This is a genomic window from Salinispora pacifica CNR114 (genome assembly GCF_000514775.1).
Classification (GTDB): Bacteria; Actinomycetota; Actinomycetes; order Mycobacteriales; family Micromonosporaceae; genus Micromonospora; species Micromonospora pacifica.
Genome location: NZ_AZWO01000019.1, coordinates 1 through 19,358 on the forward strand (window position 1 = coordinate 1; position 19,358 = coordinate 19,358).

10 protein-coding genes and 2 pseudogenes are annotated in these 19,358 nt (G+C 67.4%); 9 read left to right on the forward strand and 3 right to left on the reverse strand.

The window, feature by feature from the left end; all coding sequences use genetic code 11:
* Positions 1 to 2,653 (reverse strand): annotated as a pseudogene (locus B118_RS32850) (hypothetical protein); the annotation flags it as partial.
* A 1,932-nt stretch (positions 2,654 to 4,585) separates the two neighbouring features.
* On the opposite strand from B118_RS32850, the gene B118_RS32855 reads away from it, so the two are divergent.
* A complete protein-coding gene (locus B118_RS32855; RefSeq protein WP_238323915.1) occupies positions 4,586 to 5,341 on the forward strand; it encodes a hypothetical protein in 756 nt (251 codons plus the stop codon).
* A gap of 125 nt (positions 5,342 to 5,466) precedes the next feature.
* Here B118_RS32855 and B118_RS0113415 read toward each other — a convergent pair.
* Both B118_RS0113415 and B118_RS0113420 read right to left on the reverse strand, forming a co-directional pair.
* Positions 5,467 to 6,381 (reverse strand): annotated as a pseudogene (locus B118_RS0113415) (hypothetical protein).
* Entirely contained in the window at positions 6,378 to 6,794 is a 417-nt protein-coding gene (locus tag B118_RS0113420) for a YbaB/EbfC family nucleoid-associated protein (RefSeq protein WP_018222144.1), read from the reverse strand. The pseudogene B118_RS0113415 and the gene B118_RS0113420 overlap by 4 nt, the downstream one beginning before the upstream one ends.
* A 258-nt stretch (positions 6,795 to 7,052) precedes the next feature.
* Here B118_RS0113420 and B118_RS0113425 point away from each other — a divergent pair, with 258 nt between their 5' ends.
* From B118_RS0113425 to eccB, 8 genes are all read left to right on the forward strand, one after another.
* Positions 7,053 to 7,373, forward strand: coding sequence for a WXG100 family type VII secretion target (locus B118_RS0113425; protein ID WP_012184806.1), 321 nt, complete (start codon positions 7,053 to 7,055; stop codon positions 7,371 to 7,373).
* 113 nt (positions 7,374 to 7,486) lie between these two features.
* Positions 7,487 to 7,789, forward strand: coding sequence for a WXG100 family type VII secretion target (locus B118_RS0113430; RefSeq protein ID WP_012184807.1), 303 nt, complete (start codon positions 7,487 to 7,489; stop codon positions 7,787 to 7,789).
* Positions 7,790 to 7,930: 141 nt separating this feature from the next.
* On the forward strand, positions 7,931 to 8,749 hold the full coding sequence (locus tag B118_RS0113435) for a hypothetical protein (protein ID WP_018812069.1): 819 nt from the start codon (positions 7,931 to 7,933) through the stop codon (positions 8,747 to 8,749).
* 67 nt (positions 8,750 to 8,816) lie between these two features.
* Positions 8,817 to 12,224: a hypothetical protein gene (locus tag B118_RS32860; RefSeq protein ID WP_238323916.1), complete on the forward strand. Its 3,408-nt coding sequence runs from the start codon at positions 8,817 to 8,819 to the stop codon at positions 12,222 to 12,224.
* On the forward strand, positions 12,217 to 12,585 hold the full coding sequence (locus B118_RS0113445; RefSeq protein ID WP_018812070.1) for a hypothetical protein: 369 nt from the start codon (positions 12,217 to 12,219) through the stop codon (positions 12,583 to 12,585). Before B118_RS32860 ends, B118_RS0113445 begins: the two co-directional genes overlap by 8 nt.
* Complete coding sequence (locus tag B118_RS0113450) at positions 12,549 to 16,544, forward strand: type VII secretion protein EccC (RefSeq protein WP_028192891.1); 3,996 nt, start codon at positions 12,549 to 12,551, stop codon at positions 16,542 to 16,544. Before B118_RS0113445 ends, B118_RS0113450 begins: the two co-directional genes overlap by 37 nt.
* A gap of 28 nt (positions 16,545 to 16,572) precedes the next feature.
* Positions 16,573 to 17,979 (forward strand): type VII secretion integral membrane protein EccD, encoded by a 1,407-nt coding sequence (gene eccD, locus B118_RS0113455; protein WP_028192892.1) that lies wholly within the window; start codon positions 16,573 to 16,575, stop codon positions 17,977 to 17,979.
* Positions 17,980 to 17,985: 6 nt separating this feature from the next.
* Positions 17,986 to 19,350, forward strand: coding sequence for a type VII secretion protein EccB (gene eccB, locus B118_RS0113460; protein WP_028192893.1), 1,365 nt, complete (start codon positions 17,986 to 17,988; stop codon positions 19,348 to 19,350).
* The last annotated feature ends 8 nt before the right edge of the window (positions 19,351 to 19,358 follow it).

The window sequence follows — 19,358 nt, forward strand, 5'->3', positions numbered from 1 at the left end:
CGGGCTCGGGCTGCACCTCCGCCTTGGCATCAGCCTCGGGCCCAGGCTCCGCCTTTGACTCGGGCCCAGGCTCCGCCTTCGACTCAGGCTCGGGCCCGGGCTCGGGCTCCGCCTTTGACTCGGACCTGGACTCAGGCGCGGGCTCCGCCTTCGACTCAGGCTCGGGCCCGGGCTCGGGCTGCACCTCCGCCTTGGCATCAGCCTCGGGCCCAGGCTCCGCCTTTGACTCGGGCCCAGGCTGAGCCTCCGCCTTCGACTCGGGCCCAGGCTCCGCCTTCGACTCGGGCTCGGGCTGCACCTCCGCCTTTGACTCGGACCTGGACTCAGGCGCGGGCTCCGCCTTCGACTCGGGCCCGGGCTCGAGCTCCGCTTTGGCATCACGCTTTACCCTGCCATGATCATCCTCTGCTCTGGATCCGGCGTGGAGACTATCTTCCACCCTCGGATCAGGGTTGGAGTCAACCTTGAAATCGGCTTGGGGATCACTTTCTACCTTGAACTCTATTCGGAGGTCAGCCTGAGGGTTGGGGTAAACGAGTGGGAAAGCTTGTGCTGTGGCCGCTTCGGCTGGCCGAGCTGAGTGATGTGTTGTGGCTTTGTGTGGGATGGGTGTGGGCTGGGGGGCGGTGTCTTCGCTCCGGGTACCGTGTTTTTGCGAAGTCCCGTCGGGGTTGATCAGGCTACTGGTTTGACCCACGCCGCCGTTGTCCGTTGCGCTGGCACGCGCCGACTTACCACCCGGGCGCCGGTCATCCTGCACGAGGAAACCAGGCTCGGATGCGAAATTTTCCACGGGTGACGGCAAAGTATCGACGACGACGTGGGCCAGACCCTCCGTAGCCGCCACCGGGACTCGGGAGGACTCCCCACCGTCTCGGCTATCCACCGCAGCGGCTACCTGATCAGCCGGATCATCAGCACCCGTATAGCCCGGCTCCTCACCCGATGTCCTCGAGCCAGGCTGGGGCACTCGCCGCTCTTCCCAGTCACGGGAAACCGCGCTCGGGGCGAACAGGCCGGGAGGGTCGAGGTCCTGCTCGGTTTCTTCGGGAATTGTGGGAAGGCTCGGAGGCTGCGCGGCGCGGGCGATGTTCGATGGGGGGGCTGACTTGGGGCCGAGGCGTATGCCGTCGGGGGTGGATTGGGTGCTACGCCGGACAGTAACGATGCCGTCGTTGGAACGGTTGGATTGGCCAGTGGTCGAACCGGCCGCGGTGCCTGCACCGGGGTCGGTGGTGGGTTCTGGGTTGGCGTTGATGCCGAACAGGGGTGGTGTGCCGGTGGCGACGTCGTTGACGGCGTCCCAACCCTCGTCGTCCAGAGAATGAGGGGTGTAAAGCTGCCAAGATTCGCTATCGGTGGTGCGTAGTCCTCCTTCGACTCCGGTCGCTCCAATATTGATGACCGTTTTGGGGGCCAGAACGTCACCGTCATGGGCGTGGGCGAGCTGATGCGCGAAACCACCGGTGAGAGCACCGGTCTCGCAAGAGACCAGGACGATGGGTGCGCCGGGCCGGCCAATGACTTGGGCGAGGCCGTCCGGGCCCAGCGCGACGGTGGTGGTGGAGCCGTCCGGGTTGCGGACCGGGGCGTGCACGACGTCACCGACGCCGTGCACGATGACCGCGGTCGCGGGGTCTCCCTTGACATCCTGCGCGGCGGCATATGTATCCGGCGGCAGGAGAGTTCGGGTGCTGACCCTGTTCCAGTCACCGTCGTCAAGCAACGCGATACCAGGCCGGTCACCCGTCAACGGCCGGATGACCAGCGGCTTGCCAGACGCACGCAGAACCCCGTCCGCACCCCTGACAACCGTGGCGAGGGGCACGACCGACGAACTGTCGTGCCGGTGATCATCCGACGAGGTCGCCAGCGCAGTGGTGTCTGTCTGCGCCGCGACACTCGTGATGGCGGGAACATCGACAACGGTCGGAATCTGCGCGACAGGGACGCCATCCGCTTTCGGGTTTGGTTCAGTGCCGAGGCGTATGCCGCCGGTGGCGGGTTGGGTGTTCCGCAGGACGCTGACGATGTCGTCAATAGAACGGCCGCCTTGGAACAGTTGGTCCATGTCGGGAGCGATGACGGGTTGGAAGCCGTTGTCGAGCAGTAGTTTGGGGAGGATAACGTGGACGTTGAGGCGACGATTACCATCTTCGAAGGGGTGGGTGATATGCAGTTTACGAATGGTGCGGGCGATCGCGGCGAGGGTCTCGTCGGGGGTCGTCGCGTTCTGTCGTTCGTGACGGTATTGGTCGAAAATGGTGTTGACTAGGGCGGGTGCGTCGGTGCGGGAGTAGTTGGTAGTGATAGTACGGGGCATGGTGGTGGCGCTGATGCCACCGCGTCCCATGATGGTGCTGGTGAAGGTGACTGGTTTGGGGCCGCCACGTTGCCGGAGAGCTTCGTGGAAGTCTTTGATGAGAGGGCGTTCGCCGATACGTTCGGCGAGGACGTCGGAGCTGATATCCGGGTTACGAACAGGGAACGATGTGGGTTTAATGACTCCTTGTCGTGTGGTGCCGCCAGTCCAGTCGAACTGCCTATTGAGATGCCGAGTGACTGTTTCGTGTATTTGTTTGTAGGTATCAGCGTTAAGGGTATTGCTATTGATGCCAGGATTATTGAGGAACTGTTCGTAGGCTTCGGTCATACCTCTCTGAAAGCCCGGCGATTGATCGTTATCATAGTAGGAGCCGGGATCATCCGGGTACGCGGCCTGCGCTGCGGCATGGTGCCTTGGATCGAGATATAGCCGCCACCACTGATCACGAGGTACAACATCGGCAAGTAGGGCAGACGCTGACCCGGAAACCGCCCCCTGACTGCCCGTGCCGCCCAGCGCAAGACCATCGTAGCTTTCGGTCGTGGACTGACCCTGATCCGACTCATTGGCTGGCACCGGCGCGGATGGCGATGTCGGTGCCGCAGCCTCTGGGTTGGAGGTCGAAGCGGCAGCCGGTTCAGTGCGCAGCACAGCATCGGGAGCACCCTGCGGGGTGGGGATCGTGGGTCCGGCTTGCGGGGTGACCGGCGAGGGCTTCGTGTCATCGGCTGTCGGACCGATCGAAGCGGCTGTGGTCCTCGGGCCGTCTTCGGCGCCAGGATCGGTTGACGAACCCGATGGTATGTCGACGATATCGGTATGTCCGCGGCTGGTAGCTGATGCGACCTCAACGGTCGGTGACACAGTCACTACCGAATCGTGCTGACCGCTGGCCCTCCGTGGACCATCCGCCTGGGAACGTGAATCGCGATCCCCTGCGCCCTCAGTACGTGTCGTGGTGTCGCGCGTGGAGTCGCTACGAGGCGGGCCATCACTCGACAGTGGTGACTGCACGGTCCCGCTGGTGGGGGAGGGTTGGGTAGTGGTAGTCGTCATGGGTACGTGGTGCGGGTTGCTCGTCACCAGGTTCTGCTGCGTGTCAAGGGCCTGGCCCGCGACCCCACTCTCCGACGCCAACGCCTGCTCGACAGCAGGGCCAGGCACAGTCGAACCCTGCTCGATCGTGGCCGGTGCGGGAGCGAGCGGATTGGTGATTTGTGGGGGCGGAGACGCGGATGAGAGCGGCGTATTGTTTTCCTGGGCATTCGGTATTGACCCGCTGGATGTTTGTTGACCGGGCGACTGTGTGGTAAGCGGCTGAGGAGCCGGCGACTGGCCCGTTGGCGCCGGAACCACCGGGGACTCGGCGCCGGGGCCTCCGGTGCGAGGCACCTCGACGGCTGGAACCGCCGTCACTGGCGTCACAACCGTGGGCGCCTGTCCAGCCGGGTCTGCCGCAGGCGAAGCAGCAGCATCCGCTGCCCGGGTTGACGTGGGTGCCGTCGTTTCGAAGACGGCCGGGGCTGTTGGGTCGGTGGGGGTAGATGCCGCGGGGCTCGTGGATTCGAAGCCGGGTAGGCCACCGGCATTCGCGGGCAAGGTAGCGCTGGTGCCAGCAGGCGCCGCGATGGGTGCGACGTCCTCCGCCGGCGATGTGGCTGGAGGGGGCGCGGCGGGAGTCGCGGCAGGATGCGCGGCGACCGAGCCGGCTGAGCCTGTGGTTTGTGCGGGCCCCTGACCGCTTGCGGGTCCGAGCTGGTTTACGCCTGCGATACCGGGTCGGAGTGCGCCGGCCGATGCCGAGGCAGTGCCAGGAGCAGGCGCGACTGAACGGTTGGGAGCTGGGGCGTCGACGGTGCTGAGATCGGGTCGATTGGCGAATGCCGGAGCGGTGGCTGGGGTCAGGGCGCCATCGCGTTCGGCGTCCGAAGGTTGGGTGGTGTGACTACCGTTTGTGACGGGGTTGCCAGGAACCGGGGGGTTGCCAGGAACCGGGGAGCTGCCGACGGAGGGTGGTGCGCCCGTCGCGGCGTTGGAAGGGCCGGTGGCTTCGTTGTAGGGAGGGGGATCTCCCTGCGTCTCGCTGTGCCGTGGGGGACTACCGGCAGCCTGGTCGTACGTGGGAGGCCTGTCGCCAATGTCGTGGTACGCGGGTGGTGGAGGGCCCGCAACCGAAGTCGCGGGCGGACCACCCTTGTTTGAGCCCTTTTTGGAGTCGGGCGGTGGGCGGTTGGGCAGGTTGTTCGGGTCAACGTTGAATTGATTGCCGAAGTCGTGTGCGTATTGGTGTGCGAGGCCGCCGATGATCGACGAGGTCATCGTGGCAAATGGGTTGAAGCCGCCCCCGACCATCATGTTGAACAGGCCCTCGAAGAGGGTTTCCGCAAGCGCGGACAACGTCTCGCGGGTGTAGGTGTTCTTGTTGATCTTCGGGTAGAGCTTTCCGCCGATCGCATGCATGCCGGAGACGCCCATGCCGATGAAGAGTCCGCCCGCGAAAGCAAGGGCAAGGTCCTGGTAGTCGAAACCTTTACGGTTGCCCTCGGCCATTTGCGTGAGCTGGGCAGCCATGCCCTGCCAGAGCTCCTCGAGCCCTTCCTCGATACCTTCCCAGACCAGCCTCAGCAGCTGGTTCCGCAGCCGCATACGAAGAAAATCGATCAGGGTCTTTACGATCTCCTGCCCAATTTTTATCAGTGCGGGCACGGCCGCCGCGCCGAAACCAGAGGCGATGGCGAAGGCGATCTCAACCACCTGGGTGAACGCGGCGATGACGATATTGTATTGAGTGGATTCCGAATCCAGGGCAAACTCGTAAGCCGCGTTCCCGAGGGCCCACGAGATATTCCCGGCGGTCGGGACGTCGTTCGCGATGCCGCCCCGGAACTGGTTGAACGCGTCCGCGGCGGGTCCGTCCAGATATGCGGAGAGCCCGTTGCCCAGGTTGGACGTCGCCGCGGTCCCGTTCAGCAGGTTGTTGGTGAAGGCGTAGAGCTCATCCCCCATGGCACGTAGTGCCGTGGGATTAGCCTCGGGGAATTCGCCGCCGGTGGTGTAGAGGATGGCGTCATAGGCCCACTGCCACTCAGGGTCATTCGGAATATGAAAGTCAGGCATGACCAGCAGCCCGCGCTAACGATTCAACGATCCAGTGAGTACCCATTGTCCGGGTAGCTGAGAACCAACGGCTGGTAGTCGGGCTCCGTCGGATCGGCATCCGGGTCTTCCACAACGACAAAGAAACGCCCGCCCCCCGAATCCAGCACCTGTCCGTCTCCGTCAGTAATCAAGGCATCATCCACCGGCATGATCGAGTCGTAAAGGTTGACATCAACCCGCACATCGCCGTCCGGAAAGGGGCGAAACGCCACTAGCCGGGAGCCCTCCGGCAACGGCTCACCATCAACCAGGACCGACAGGCTGTCCGGCACCACCAGGTACGGCGAACTCGCCAGGGATACCGACGTATCCGGATTCGTGGCGCGGACAAAGACCGGTTGCAGCGGCGGTTCCGTGATCTCCTCCCCCGGACCNGGCACCCCCTCATCCGGACGCGTCGCACGAACAACCGACGGAAACAACGGCTTCGCGAACCCCTCCCCCGAACCCGCCACCCCCTCNTCCGNANNCGNCGCNCGAACAACCGACGGAAACAACGGCTTCGCGAACCCCTCCCCCGAACCCGCCACCCCCTCCTCCGCATACGCCAGGGAAAGGTGTGAATCGAAATCTTGCCTCATCGAATGGCTGGCTTCCTGCGCCTCGTCATCAACCACACCGTAGAGCCGCCCGTTTTCCCGCAACCCCTCCCCGGCGAACGCCAAACGACCCTTTACCCCGCCAATCACACCCTCGATGTTGTCCATGCCACCCAGAAACGCCTGGGAGAACTGGACGCCCATCTCGTCGTTGCCCCAACTGTTGGCGTATCGACTGCGCATCGCGTCGAGATCGTTTAGGTAATTCTGATACAACGCGGCGTGCTCGGCGTACCCGTCGCCGACCAGTACGACGCCTTCGGGGTCGACCCAGAGCCGGCCGGCGGGACTGTTCATTGGCGCTGCCGTCCCATGCCGAGGATCTCTCGAACGCTGGTCGTCATTCGCGGCTCGGGCGGTAGAAAGGCATCCGTGCCGGCGGTGCCACGCACCAGCGAGCGGGCGTCAACGCCGTCGGGCAGCATCGGCGCGAGCACCGCCTCAGCCTGCAGCATGACGCTCTCCTTGGCCTCAGCGTAGGTAGCCATGATCACTTCGGTGAGGTCAGCTGGGGTCAGCCGTTTGTACGCCGACGTCAGGAACCGGATATCAGTAACGACGCCGCTCTGGCCGACGGTGACGCTGACCTCACGTCGGGGTGAGGTAGCGGTGGCCGTGAGCTCACGCATCCTGTGCTGTAGTTCGGTAAGACTGTTGCGCTGCCGTTGGTACTCCTCGAAGAGGCCCTCGATCCGCTCGCTGATGTTCATCTCCGGCGCCTCCCTCCACATCACCACTCAGTACAGATCGTGGATCGCCGCCAGTGGAAGCCCGCACATGCCACTTGGTACGGACGTGCAACAGGTCTTCCCGATATACCCTGGATGGTCGTCCTCACATCCGGATCTGTGCGAAGCCGTGCAAGCATTCGAAGACATTCGGACATGCGTGTTGCCCGGGCGTGTCCTACGGCGGGTTCGGCCGCTAAGACTCATCCGTGCCAACGACTCGACGTGAGGAGTACGGCTGTGACGATGCCGAGAGTCAGTACGACCGAAGAGGGCATGCGACGTGCTGCCCAAGAATTCTCCGACAAGGCTACCGAGTTCACTGGTTCGCTGCAGGCCGTTAATGGACAGATGGCCATCCTGCAGGGATCCTGGACCGGGCAGGCCTCAGCCGGGTTCAACCAGGCGATGGACAGCTGGGAGGCCGCGTTTCAGCGGGTCATCAACGAACTGATCAAGATGCTCGACGTGATGGGCACAACCACCACGGGTTACCTCCAGGCGGAGGACACCGCGAGCAGCACGGCCAGCTCGTTCGGCGCGGCGCTTCCAGGCGTGTGAGCTCTTTGCCGCTGGTTGCGTCGAGCCCGTAGCCCCCAGGTCGTCCACGAACCGCCGGCATGGAGGTCGTAGCTACTCGCCTGCGTGGCGGCCATTTCTTAGGAAGGTCCACAATGTCCAACTATACGTTTGACTTCCGGCAGGCTGATGCCGTGCTGCACGACATGAACCAGATCAACGTGCGGATTCGGTCGGCGCTGGAGCAGATGGAGCAGACCGTGGAGGCCAGCCTCGCCCAGTGGACTGGTGCCGCTCAGGCCCAGTACCACGTGTCCAAGGCGGTCTGGAATCAGTCGGCCGGTCAGATGACCGCGTATCTGGAGCAGGCCCGCCGTACGCTGCTGCAGATCTCGGACAACTACGGCACGACCGAGCAACGTCATGCGCAGATCTGGAATGACGTCCGCGGAGGCTGACCCTCGTCCGCCGGCTGCCGCGTCTCTGTGCCGCGGTAGCCGGCTCCTGGTCGACCAGCAGCCCAGTGCGCTCGCCTGCCTCACGCGCCGCGCCTAGCCCACTCGGAGCGCGGGCGCGGCACCACGACACGACCGAACGGAATGGATCCGATGGGCATCGACTGGAGCTACCCGAACACGCAGGCGGTTGACGCGACCGGCGTGCTGGACGAATACGATGAGGAGAACAGCCACCCCCCTGGCTGGACCAGATCGGTAATTGAAAAGATCAAAACCGACATCAACACTTATACGCCGGTGGGTCGATTCGGGGGAAGAAACGGTTTCGACCGCGACGACTACACCGACGAGGAGTTGGCTGCCTGGGACTGGTACCAGGCAGAAGTGGTCGACAACTGGGACGAGGTGGCCGAGGAGCACAATTCCACTGTCACCGACACCGACAACGTCAGTCCAGATGAGTACGACCCGGATCATCAGTACGTCGAGCAGCCTCCGCCGGGATTCACACCACCGGAGACCGGTGAGTGGGCTGGTGGCGACAACCCGAACCAACAACTCAGCGTAAGCACCGAGGCGCTGGAATTCTTCGCGGACCAGATTGACCAGATCGCCGGAGACGGCACCGGAATCCTGTTCGACGCACGCACACTGCTCGGCGAGGTGCAGATGCGTCCCGGCGGATTCGCCAAGGCCGAGCTGATGCGGCAACTGATCGATGGCAGCAGCTCGGAGAGTCCGGGTCTACGCGGCGACACCATGAATCTGATGCTCTCTGTGCACCAGGCATTGTACGAGGTCAAAGCGGGCCTACGCCTGATGGTGCGGGGATACGACACCAGCGAGGAGTTCAACGAAATGACCGCCGACGAACTCGGGGAGGCGATGGGTGGCGCCTGGAGCAAGATCGGTGTCGTCGGCGACCACGGCCAGGACAGCGGTACCACCTCCGGCAGTTGATCGACGGGAGTAGGCCCGGTTCCGGTCGTCACGGCGTTCGTAGCACGTTCGGTAGAGAGGTCAGGGCATGCCGGAAGAGAAAGACGAGTGGTCGCATGTCGCCGAGGAGGAGGCGACGTTCGTCCCGCCCACCATCAACACGAGTGACCTCTACGACTACCGCACGTGGGCTCAGGAGGAGCGCGGGTGGCGCAAGCTACTCGCCGCGGTCAACGGTGGGGCGGCTATCGCCACAGCTGATGGAGAAGCGTTGGCCGCGCGCCTGGTCAGTCCTCAGTCGGTGATGGATGCCGGCGTAGCCTTCCAGCATGCCTACGACACCCTGAACTGGCTGGAACAGTTCGTGCGGAACCAGTCTCAGGCCATCGCCGGAGAGGATCGGGCGTGGCAGGGCGAGGCGGCCGATGCCTTCCTGGCAAAGATGAACTATTTTGCCGACTACATCGGCGCGCAGGCGGAGCGAATCGTCGGCGGCGACGGCACCGGTGGTGTCAACTCCGTCCCTAACCAGCTCTACAAGAGCGCGAACTACTTCGCCTGGGCACAGAGCACCATGAAGTACCTCGACCGATCCTGGGCGACAATCGCTGCGCAGAACGGTGTCGGCAGCAATGACCACGACATGGTGGCCATCAGCGGCACCAAGTTCGAGCAGCCGATGACCGAGCAGATGCTTCAGGTTGTTGACACGCTCGCGACCCAGTACGACTTCACCTACAGCTCGGTCATCCCGCCCGATGGCGACGGAGAACCGAAGCCCAACACGCCGGACGTGCCGCCCCCGCCGGAGATGCCGCCCCCGCCGGAGATGCCGCCGCCGCCGGAGATGCCGCCGCCGCCGGAGGTGCCGCCGCCGGGCGAAATCCCGCCACCCGAGCTGACCCCGCCGGGCGAAATCCCGTCACCCGAGGTGCCGCCGCCAGGCGAGATCCCGCCACCCGAGCTGACCCCGCCGGGCGAAATCCCGCCGCCCGGTGTGACGCCGCCAGGCGAAATCCCGCCACCCGAGCTGACGCCGCCAGGGGACGGCCCCTCCCTCTTCAACGGCGGTCCAGGCCTGGAGGACCCGACTCTTGGTGGCCTGCCCGGCCTGGACAGCCCGAGCGGTGGGGGCGCCGGTGACCAGGTGGTGCCGCCCATCGTCCCGCCTCTTCCCGGGCCAGGTAACGGCAGTGGAGGGCCCGGGGACACCGGCTCATCGAATCCGCAGGCACCGAGCGTGCCGGGCATCGACGCTGGCGAGGGTCTCGGCGTGCCACCCCCGCCGGGGACATTCGCCCCGGCCCCTGTCCCGGGCCCCGGCGGTGGCGGTGGCAGTGGCAGTGGCAGTGGCAGTGGCAGTGGCAGTGGCACGCCCAGCATCCCGCCACCGCCGAGCGCCGGTGATCTGGTCGACGGCGACCAAGACGATTGGACCGGTGGGGGTGCCGGAGATGTACCCCTGCCAAACCCACCAGGTGACACGACGATGCCCGGCGCCGACAGCGACGTCCCGCTACCGACCGCGCCACCATTGGGCGCCGACAGCGACGTCCCCCTTCCGACCGCGCCACCACTCGGCGCCGGCGGGACGGGCGACGCCCCCACCGCGCCGATGATGCCGGGCACGCCGATGATGCCGGGAGCGGGTGGGGTTCCAGGGGCCGGCGGTGCCGGTGGACCGGAGAAGCCCGACGCCAACGGACTGATCCAAGGCCCACCCGACGACTGGCAACCACCAGCCTTCACCGGCGTGGACCTACCAGGCTCACCCGACGGCACCTCACCAGGTGGCGCCGGCCTGAACGACACAACACCAGGCACCGGCCCAGACGACACGACACCGCCCGCAACCCCCGACGCCACCACACCCACCGTGCCCGGCACACCGATGATGCCCGGCATGCCAGGACCAGGCAGCACACCAGGCTCCGCCGGCGGCCCCGGCGGACCGGAGAGACCCGACGCCAACGGACTGATCCAAGGCCCACCCGACGACTGGCAACCACCAGCCTTCACCGGCGTGGACCTACCAGGCTCACCCGACGGCACCTCACCAGGTGGCGCCGGCCTGAACGACACAACACCAGGCACCGGCCCAGACGACACGACACCGCCCGCAACCCCCGACGCCACCACACCCACCGTGCCCGGCACACCGATGATGCCCGGCATGCCAGGACCAGGCGGCACACCAGGCTCCGCCGGCGGCCCCGGCGGACCGGAGAAGCCCGACGCCAACGGACTGATCGAAGGCGGTACGGACGCGTGGGAGCCCTCCGGCGTCGGCGATATCGGCGCGCTGGGAGCTCCGCACGGCACGGCAGCGGGTGGCGCGGGGCTCCACATCCCGCAGCAGAACGGAGGCTCTACCAACCCACTGTGGGACGTGGCGCCCGCCGGCGGAACGGCCACCAACACGCCGATTCTGCCGGGCATGCCCGGCAGCGTGGCCTCCCCCGGTGACACCAACACCCCTGATCATCCGGGTGCATCCATGCTGGTCGCGGCAGACGACATCAACTGGCAACCATCGACACCCGACGGTACGGGGCCGGATGCGCCGGACGGCGCGTCCGCCGGTGGCGTCGGCCTGACCCCAGCCGCTCCCCCGATCACCGAGGTGGCCGTGCCGCCGGTGAGCCAGGGTTCCCCCGAGCCACCGATACCGGTCCCCGGCGTGCTGCCGAGCCCGGGGCGAGCCCCGGCCGACGATGCCTCGAGGTATCCGGGGACCTCGCGGGCCACGCCGGTCGACGCGGCGCTGACGCCCCCGGAGGAAGGGCCAGAGTCCCCGGAACCCGTCGCGCCGCCAACGGCCGTGAACCTGCCGACGGGCTTCCCCGCGGCCGGCGTGCCGTTCCTCGAGGCCCCGGCCGCGGACGCCCTGGACAGGCCGGGGTCGCAGCAGGACATCTCGCTGGTGGCCGGCGTTCCGGACTCGCCCCACCAGCACCGCAGGGCTGCGGCACCCCCGGCGGACGCCGAACCCGACGGCGGTTCAGCTACCGCTGACGGAAGTACCGCCCCCACCGCGGCGGCTGCCGATGACGCGCCCCCGGGTCTCGTACCCGAGGCCACCGCCGATCGGGAACCGAGCACGCCGGTGGCAGTGGTCGGTGCGTCCGTCGGCACCGGGACCGCGGCGAACCGCCACGCCCGTCGGGTTGAGGCCGCCGGGCCGGATGTCGGGGCGTCGGGGACGGTGGCTGGCCCCCGGCCGTATCCCGGTGTACACCCCGCACGCCGGTCCGCGCCCACCGATGAACGGGAACCGATCGACCGACCCGACGCCGCCGATCTTCTGCGCGACGAGCACGACAGTTGGGGCGAGGACACGCCCGATACGCAGCTGCCACCCGGCGACGACTACGTACCCGTGATCCGGCCGGACAGCGGCGACGCGGACACGTCCGAGTGGGACGACCTCGACGACTCCGCGTGGCTGACCGAGGCGTACGCCGACGAGCAGGACGAGAGACTGACAGATGCCTGACATCGTGCCCGAAGAGGGCTCCTCCCGCCCGGTGTGGCGGCGGGCCGCCGCCACACCGACTGCTGCGGCCACGCCAACCGCCGGGTCGGACAGGCCGCTGCGGTGCGGCGGTCCGGAGCTCGACGTCCACGAGCGGTTCTACCTGATGCGGGAGAAACGGCGGTCGCAGTTGGCGGAGCAGGCGCGACTGCGGGAGGAGGAGGCCGAGGGGCGCGACGCCGCCGCCAAGGAGCGGGTCCCGGACGACGAGGACGAGGACCGGGCGGCCGAACGGTTCCGCAACGACCGGTACGCGGTCAAGCTCCTGCACCAGGACAACTCGGCGTGGGTCGGCGGTACGGACCCGGGGGCACTCGGGTGAGCACCGTCACCGTCAAACGCCCGCCGCGGGCCACCGGCCCCGAGGCACCGGACGGCCAGATCGAGCTCCAGGAGCCGCCGCTGATGGCCGAGGAGGCGCCGCTCGACTTCCGGTCATTCGCGATGATCGTTCCGATGGGCCTCGGCATGGGCGCCATGATGGCGATGTTCGGCCTCTTCAACAGGTCGCCCATCATGTATGTGATGGGCGGTGCGATGGCCTCGGGCATGCTGCTCATGGGCATCATGCAGATCGGCAGGGCCGCCTCCGACCGCAAACGCAAGATGCGCGGCGAGCGCCGCGACTTCCTGCGCTACATAGCCCAGTTACGCAGGCAGGCACGTACCGCGGCGGACCAGCAGCGACAGTTCGTGCTGTGGAACAACCCGCAGCCGGGCTGGCTGTGGTCGATCGCGATGAGCAGCCGCCTGTGGGAGCGGCGGCCCAGCCACGACGACTTCGGGCGGGTCCGGATCGGGCTCGGACGGCAGAACGCGATGCTGCAGCTCGCACCACCGTCGACCAAGCCGATCGAGGACCTGGAACCACTGGCCTCCATCTCACTACGGCGCTTCTCCGAGGCGTACCGCAGTGTGTCCGGCATTCCGATCTCGGTCGGTCTTCGTAGCTTCACCAGCGTCGAGTTCGAGGGCGCCGCCGACCCGGCCATCGATGTGGCCCGAGCCATCGTCGCCCAGCTGGTGACCTTCCACGCCCCGGACGAACTACGGATCGCGGTGCTCGCCACCGAGGTGCATCGTGGCGCCTGGGACTGGGCCAAGTGGCTGCCGCACAACGCGCACCCGACCGCTTTCGACGATGTGGGCCCGGTGCGTCTGTTCGCCGACACCCACGCCGACCTGATGGACCTGCTCGGTCCGGAGATCAGCGACCGGGGCGACCACGATCGCGAAGCCCGGCCGTCCTCCACCGAGCCGTTCGTGGTGGTCATCGCGCACCTGGTCGACCTGCCCGACAGCTCCCGGCTGCTCGGCGCCGGCATTCGCAACGTGGTGCTGCTCGACCTCACCGGCGACATGCCCGGCGGTCCCAAGGTCCTGCGCCTGACCATCGAGAACGACGTCATCACCTACCCGGCCGGGGAGACGGTCGGTTCCGCGACCCGCGACGGCCTCGACGCGACCCAGTGCGAGGCGCTGGCCCGGATCATCGCGCCGAAACGGACCAGCGGCACGTTCGACATCGTCGAGGAGCCCCTCGAGACGAGCTTCGAGCTGACCGCGCTGCTGGGCATCCGCGACGTCCACACCTTCGACGTGTCGACGCTGTGGCGTTCGCGGCAGCCGCAACGCAACCGCCTCACGGTGCCCATCGGCGTCACCGAGGAGGGTGAGGTCATCGAACTCGACCTCAAGGAGTCGGCCCAGGGTGGGATGGGCCCACACGGCCTACTGATCGGCGCCACCGGCTCGGGCAAGAGTGAGTTGCTGCGTACGCTCGTCTGCGCGCTCGCCGCGACGCACAGCTCGGAGATCCTCAACCTGGTGCTCGTCGACTTCAAGGGTGGGGCGACGTTCCTCGGCATGGACCGGCTGCCGCACACCTCCGCGGTGATCACCAACCTCGCCGACGAACTGCCGTTGGTCGACCGGATGCAGGACGCGTTGAACGGTGAGATGACCCGACGCCAGGAGATGCTGCGTGCCAGCGGGTACGCGTCGCTGTTCGACTACGAGAAGGCTAGGGCGGGTGGTGCCCCGTTGGTGCCGTTCCCGGTGCTGCTGATCGTCGTGGACGAGTTCAGCGAGCTGCTGTCGAGCAAGAGTGAGTTCATGGACCTCTTCGTGTCCATCGGTCGCCTGGGCCGCAGCCTCGGCGTGCATCTTCTGCTCGCCTCCCAGCGGCTGGACGAGGGACGGATCAATCGGGTCGAGGGACATCTGTCGTACCGGATCGCGCTGCGCACCTTCTCGTCGATGGAGTCGCGTTCGGTCATCGGTGTCGGCAGGGCGTACGAGCTGCCGCCAGAGCCGGGTAACGGCTACCTCAAGTTGGACACCACAAACCTGGTGCGGTTCAAGTCGGCGTACGTGTCCGGTCCGTACACCGGACCGAGCACGGCTGCCGAGGTGGAGGAGGGCGGGGAGGAGACCGCGCTCGATGTCGTCCCGTTCACCGCTGGCCAGGTCGCCGCCCGGCACGATCCTGGTCGGCTCCGCCCCGCCGAAGCGATCATCGAGGCCGAGGAGCAGGACGAGCGGGAGTCGCCCACTGGTCCAAGTCTGCTCGAGGTTCTGTTGGATCGCCTGGCCGGGTCCGGCCCACCGGCCCGTCAGGTGTGGCTGCCGCCGCTGTCGAACGCGCCCAGCTTGGACGCTCTGCTGCCGAGCGTGGTGCCGGATCCGGTACGCGGTATGACCGTCGGCGACGTCACCGCCCAGGGTCGGCTACGGGTTCCGGTTGGCATCGTGGACCGGCCGCAGGATCAATTGCGTGAACTGCTGATCGCGGACCTGGGTGGCGCCGACGGTCACGTGGGTATCGCCGGTGCTCCGCAGAGCGGCAAGTCAACACTGCTCCGCAGTCTGATCCTGGGGCTGGCCCTCACCAACACCCCCGGCGAGGTGCAGTTCTACGGCCTCGACTTCGGCGGCGGCGGGTTGTCCTCGATCGCTGGGCTCCCACATGTCGGATCGATCGCGACCCGAATGGAGCGCGACCGGGTGGTCCGCACGATCCAGGAGATCGGGCAGGTCATGGAGCGGCGCGAGGCCGAGTTCGCCGCCCGCGGCCTGGATTCGATGCAGGCGTATCTGGCGGTACGGGCGCGCGGCGACATCGACGACCCGTTCGGTCACGTGTTCCTGGTCATCGATGGTTGGTACACGATGAAGCAGGACTTCACCGATCTGGACACCAGGTTCCAGGAACTCGTCTCGCGGGGGTTGTCCTTCGGCATCCACGTGATAGTCACCGCGACCCGCTGGTCAGAGATGCGGACCTGGCTGCGTGACCTGCTCGGCACCCGGCTGGAGCTGCGCCTCGGCGACGCGATGGAATCCGAGGTCGGGTCCCGTAAAGCCGCGACCGTGCCGAACCAGCCCGGCCGTGGCCTCACCTCGGAGGGCCTGCACTTCCTCGGCGCGTTGCCCCGGGTGGACGGCAGCTCGGACGTCACCGACCTGGCCGAGGCGACCAAGGGTGTCACCGAGGAGATCCGCACGTTCTGGTCCGGGTCGCCGGCGCCCAGTGTCCGGATGCTGCCCACCCAGCTACCGGTGGAGCAGTTGCCCGAGCCCGAGCCCGAATTCAGGGTCTGCCTCGGTCAGGACGAGCAGCGCCTCGCCCCGGTCTGGCACGACTTCATGACGACGCCGCACCTGCTGGTCTTCGGCGACAACGAGACGGGCAAGTCGAACGTGCTGCGGCTGGTGCTGCGCGCGATTCAGCGGCGCTTCCGGCCGGATCAGGCAAAGGTGGTGCTCGGCGACTCACGGCGAGACCTGGACACCGCGATCACCCCCGACTACCAGGTCGGCTTCGGCTTCACCGGCGACAAGCTACACGAACTGGCCGGCCAGGCGTCGGTGTCGATGAACCGCCGGGTTCCCGGATCGGACATCTCGTCCGAACGGATGCGTCGGCGCGACTGGTGGGAGGGCCCGGAGCTGTTCGTGGTCGTGGACGACTACGACCTGATGACGAGGGGGACCGGCGTCGGCTCCTCGTTGGACCCGCTGTTGCCGTTGCTCGCCCAGGGCCCGTACATCGGGCTCCATCTCATCGTCGCCCGCAGCACCTCAGGCGCGATGCGGGCGATGATGGACCCGGTCATCCGGCGGCTGTGGGAGCTGGGCACACCAGCGACGCTGCTGTCGTACCCGAAGGAAGAGGGAAAGTTCCTCGGCGAGGCCAAGCCACGCCGGTTGCCCGCGGGGCGAGCGCAGCTCGTCACTCGTCGTGGTGTGACGTTGATGCAGACCGGACACGTGGCATGAGGTCCTGCCTCGGGAAAGGGGACCGTGGGTGAGCACCGTACTGGATGGACGGCTGTGCCGAGTCACAGTGGCCGGCCCGGATCGCCGGGTCGACTTGGCGGTGCCGGTGACGACTCCGGTGGCGACGCTGCTGCCGGTGTTGTTGGGGCACACCTCGGAGGGACACCGCCTCGAGGGCGACACACCCGAGGCCGCGTGGGTCCTGCAGCGTCTCGGCCAGGAGCCCTTCGAGCTGTCCGGCACTCCGGAGAGTCTCGACTGGCTGGAAGGCGAGGAGCTGTATCTGCGCCGGGCGGAGGACCCGCTGCCCGAGCTGGACTTCGACGACGTCGCGGAGGGCATCGCGACCGTCGTCAACCGACGTGTGGACCGGTGGCAGCCGGAGTACCGGCGGGTGCTGTTCCTCCTCCTGTCGGTCGTCGCAATGGGTGCGATCGCCGTGCTCCTGGCCGATTGGCGTCCGGTGCCACACCAGGTGGTGGCCGCCGGAACGGTTGGCGTGGCCTTCCTCGCCGCCGCGCTCCTCTTCGCGCACCGGCACAGCGACGGCGCCATCTCGCTTCTCTTCGGCGTTGGTGCGGCGGCGTTCGCGGCGCTGGCCACGTCCAGCGCGGTCGACGGGGATCCGCAGGGGATAGCGATCCACGGGTCGTCGGTGCTGGCAGCGGCGGTCGGCGCGGTCGGCGTCTCCGCGGTGCTGGTCGTGGCCCAACGCACGGTCAGTCCGTACCTGCCGGTCACTCCGATGCTGGTGGTCGGCGTGGCCGGTCTGATGGCGCTCGGGGTGCTGCTGCTTCAGTCCGGGTCCGGGATGTCGGTGCAGCGGACGGCGGCCGCGGCCGCCGCTGTGGTGTTCGCCGCTGTCGTGGTCGCGCCACGGGTGACGGTGAAGTTCGCCCGGCTGCGGGGCCCGCAGCTACCGAAGACCGGCGCCGACATGTCGTACGACATCGAGCCGGTGCCGTCCGAGACGGTCGGCGAGCGGACCGACGACGCCGACACCTACCTGAGCGTGCTGATGCTGGCATCGGCGCTGGTGCTGCCGTTTCTGTTCCATCTCACGCTCCAGGCACCGGGCTGGGCGGGCTGGACCTATGTGTTCGTGATCGCCAGTGCAATCTTTCTGCGCGCACGTACCTTTCTCGGTCTGTGGCAACGGGTTCCGCTCACTGCCGCCGGTACCGTCGGCTACCTCATGGTCATCATGCACCTCTCCCAGACGCTGTCCGTCGGCTGGCGGTGGGCTCTGCTGGGCGGTCTGGTGCTGGTGGTGATCCCACTGGTGCTGGCGGCCCTGCGTCCCTGGCCCCGCCGAATGTTGCCATTCTGGGAGTACACGGCGACGTTCTTCGACGTGGTGACCGGGGTGGCCGTCCTGCCGGTTCTCGCTCAGATCCTCGGGCTGTACGCGTGGGCCCGCGGGCTCTTCGGGTAGGCCGGTATGCAGACCCAACGCGACCACGTCCACGCCCACACCTTCATGATGGGCCGGCTGAGCTCCGCCCTGGTGTTGGGTGATCCGGCCGGGGCCGAGATTCCCGGCCGCCGCGCGCAGACCGGCCTGCTGATCGGGATCATCCTGGCGCTGCTGGTGTCCGGCGGCTTCGCCGTGTACGGGTGGATAGTCCCCGGAGGTAGCACCGCCTATCGGCAGCCCGGTGCGATCCTGGTGGAGAAGGAGACCGGCGACCGCTACGTCTACCTCAACGGGCTGCTGCACCCCACCCCGGACCTGACCTCGGCGATGCTGATCCAGGGCCCCTCCGCCGAGGTCACGTTGATCTCGAAGAACTCCCTCCGGGATGTGGCACGCGGTGCCCCGCTCGGGTTGGCCGGCGCGCCCCGGCAGCTACCGTCGACCGACGGATTCGTGCGGGGGCCGTGGCTCGCCTGCCTGCCCGGCTCGGTCGCCCCCGGTCGATCCGGGTCCGGGCTGGGCATCAACCTCGATCCCGAGGTAGCCGCCGACCCGTTGCCGGCGGACCGGTTCGTCGTCGTACGTGACCAGCGTGACGTGGCCTATCTGCTCGCCAACGGGGTGAAGTACCGAGTCGACGACGAGGCGGTGCTGGTGGTGTTGGGTGCCGCCACCGTCAGCCCGGCCCCGGCCCCGCAGCTGTGGCTGGATTGGCTGGACGACGGCCCCGCCCTGGCGCCCGCCCGGATCGAGGGCGCCGGTGCTCCCGGGCCGCAGGTGGGTGGGCGTGCCCACCCCGTCGGGACGCTCTTTCGGCAACGGGTGGAGTCCGGCTCCGAGCAGTTCTTCGTGCTGCGCCGGGATGGGCTCGCACCGATGAGCCGGACGGAGTTCCTGCTGGCCGACGCCGAGGACGAGGACGCCGCGGTCGAGCTGAACCCGGCGGCGATCGTCGACGCTCGGCGCTCCGCCGACCGCTCGCTGCTGGACCGGTTGCCCGACCTCACGCCGCTGCGGCTGCTGGACACCGCCGGACGTGCCGTGTGTGCACGGCAACGCCCGGTCTCGGCCGAGGAGTATGCCAGCGAGGTGGTGCTGGTACCGCGACCGGCAGCCGCCGTGAGCGCGGACGGCAAGCCGCTCGTGCTGACCCGTCCCGGGGCCGGGATGCACGTGGTGGCCGCCCCCGTGCCGGCGGCGACCGGCACCGCACGCACCTTCGTCATCTCCGACGATGGCATCGCCTACCGTCTCGCGGACCAGGCCACGAGGTCCGCGTTGAAGCTGGGCGCGGTCGCACCCATCCCGTTTCCGAAGGACCTGTTGGCGGCGATGCCGCAGGGACCCGTGCTGAGTCGTGAGGCTGTCACAAGCCTGCCGAGGGGGTAGATCGCCAC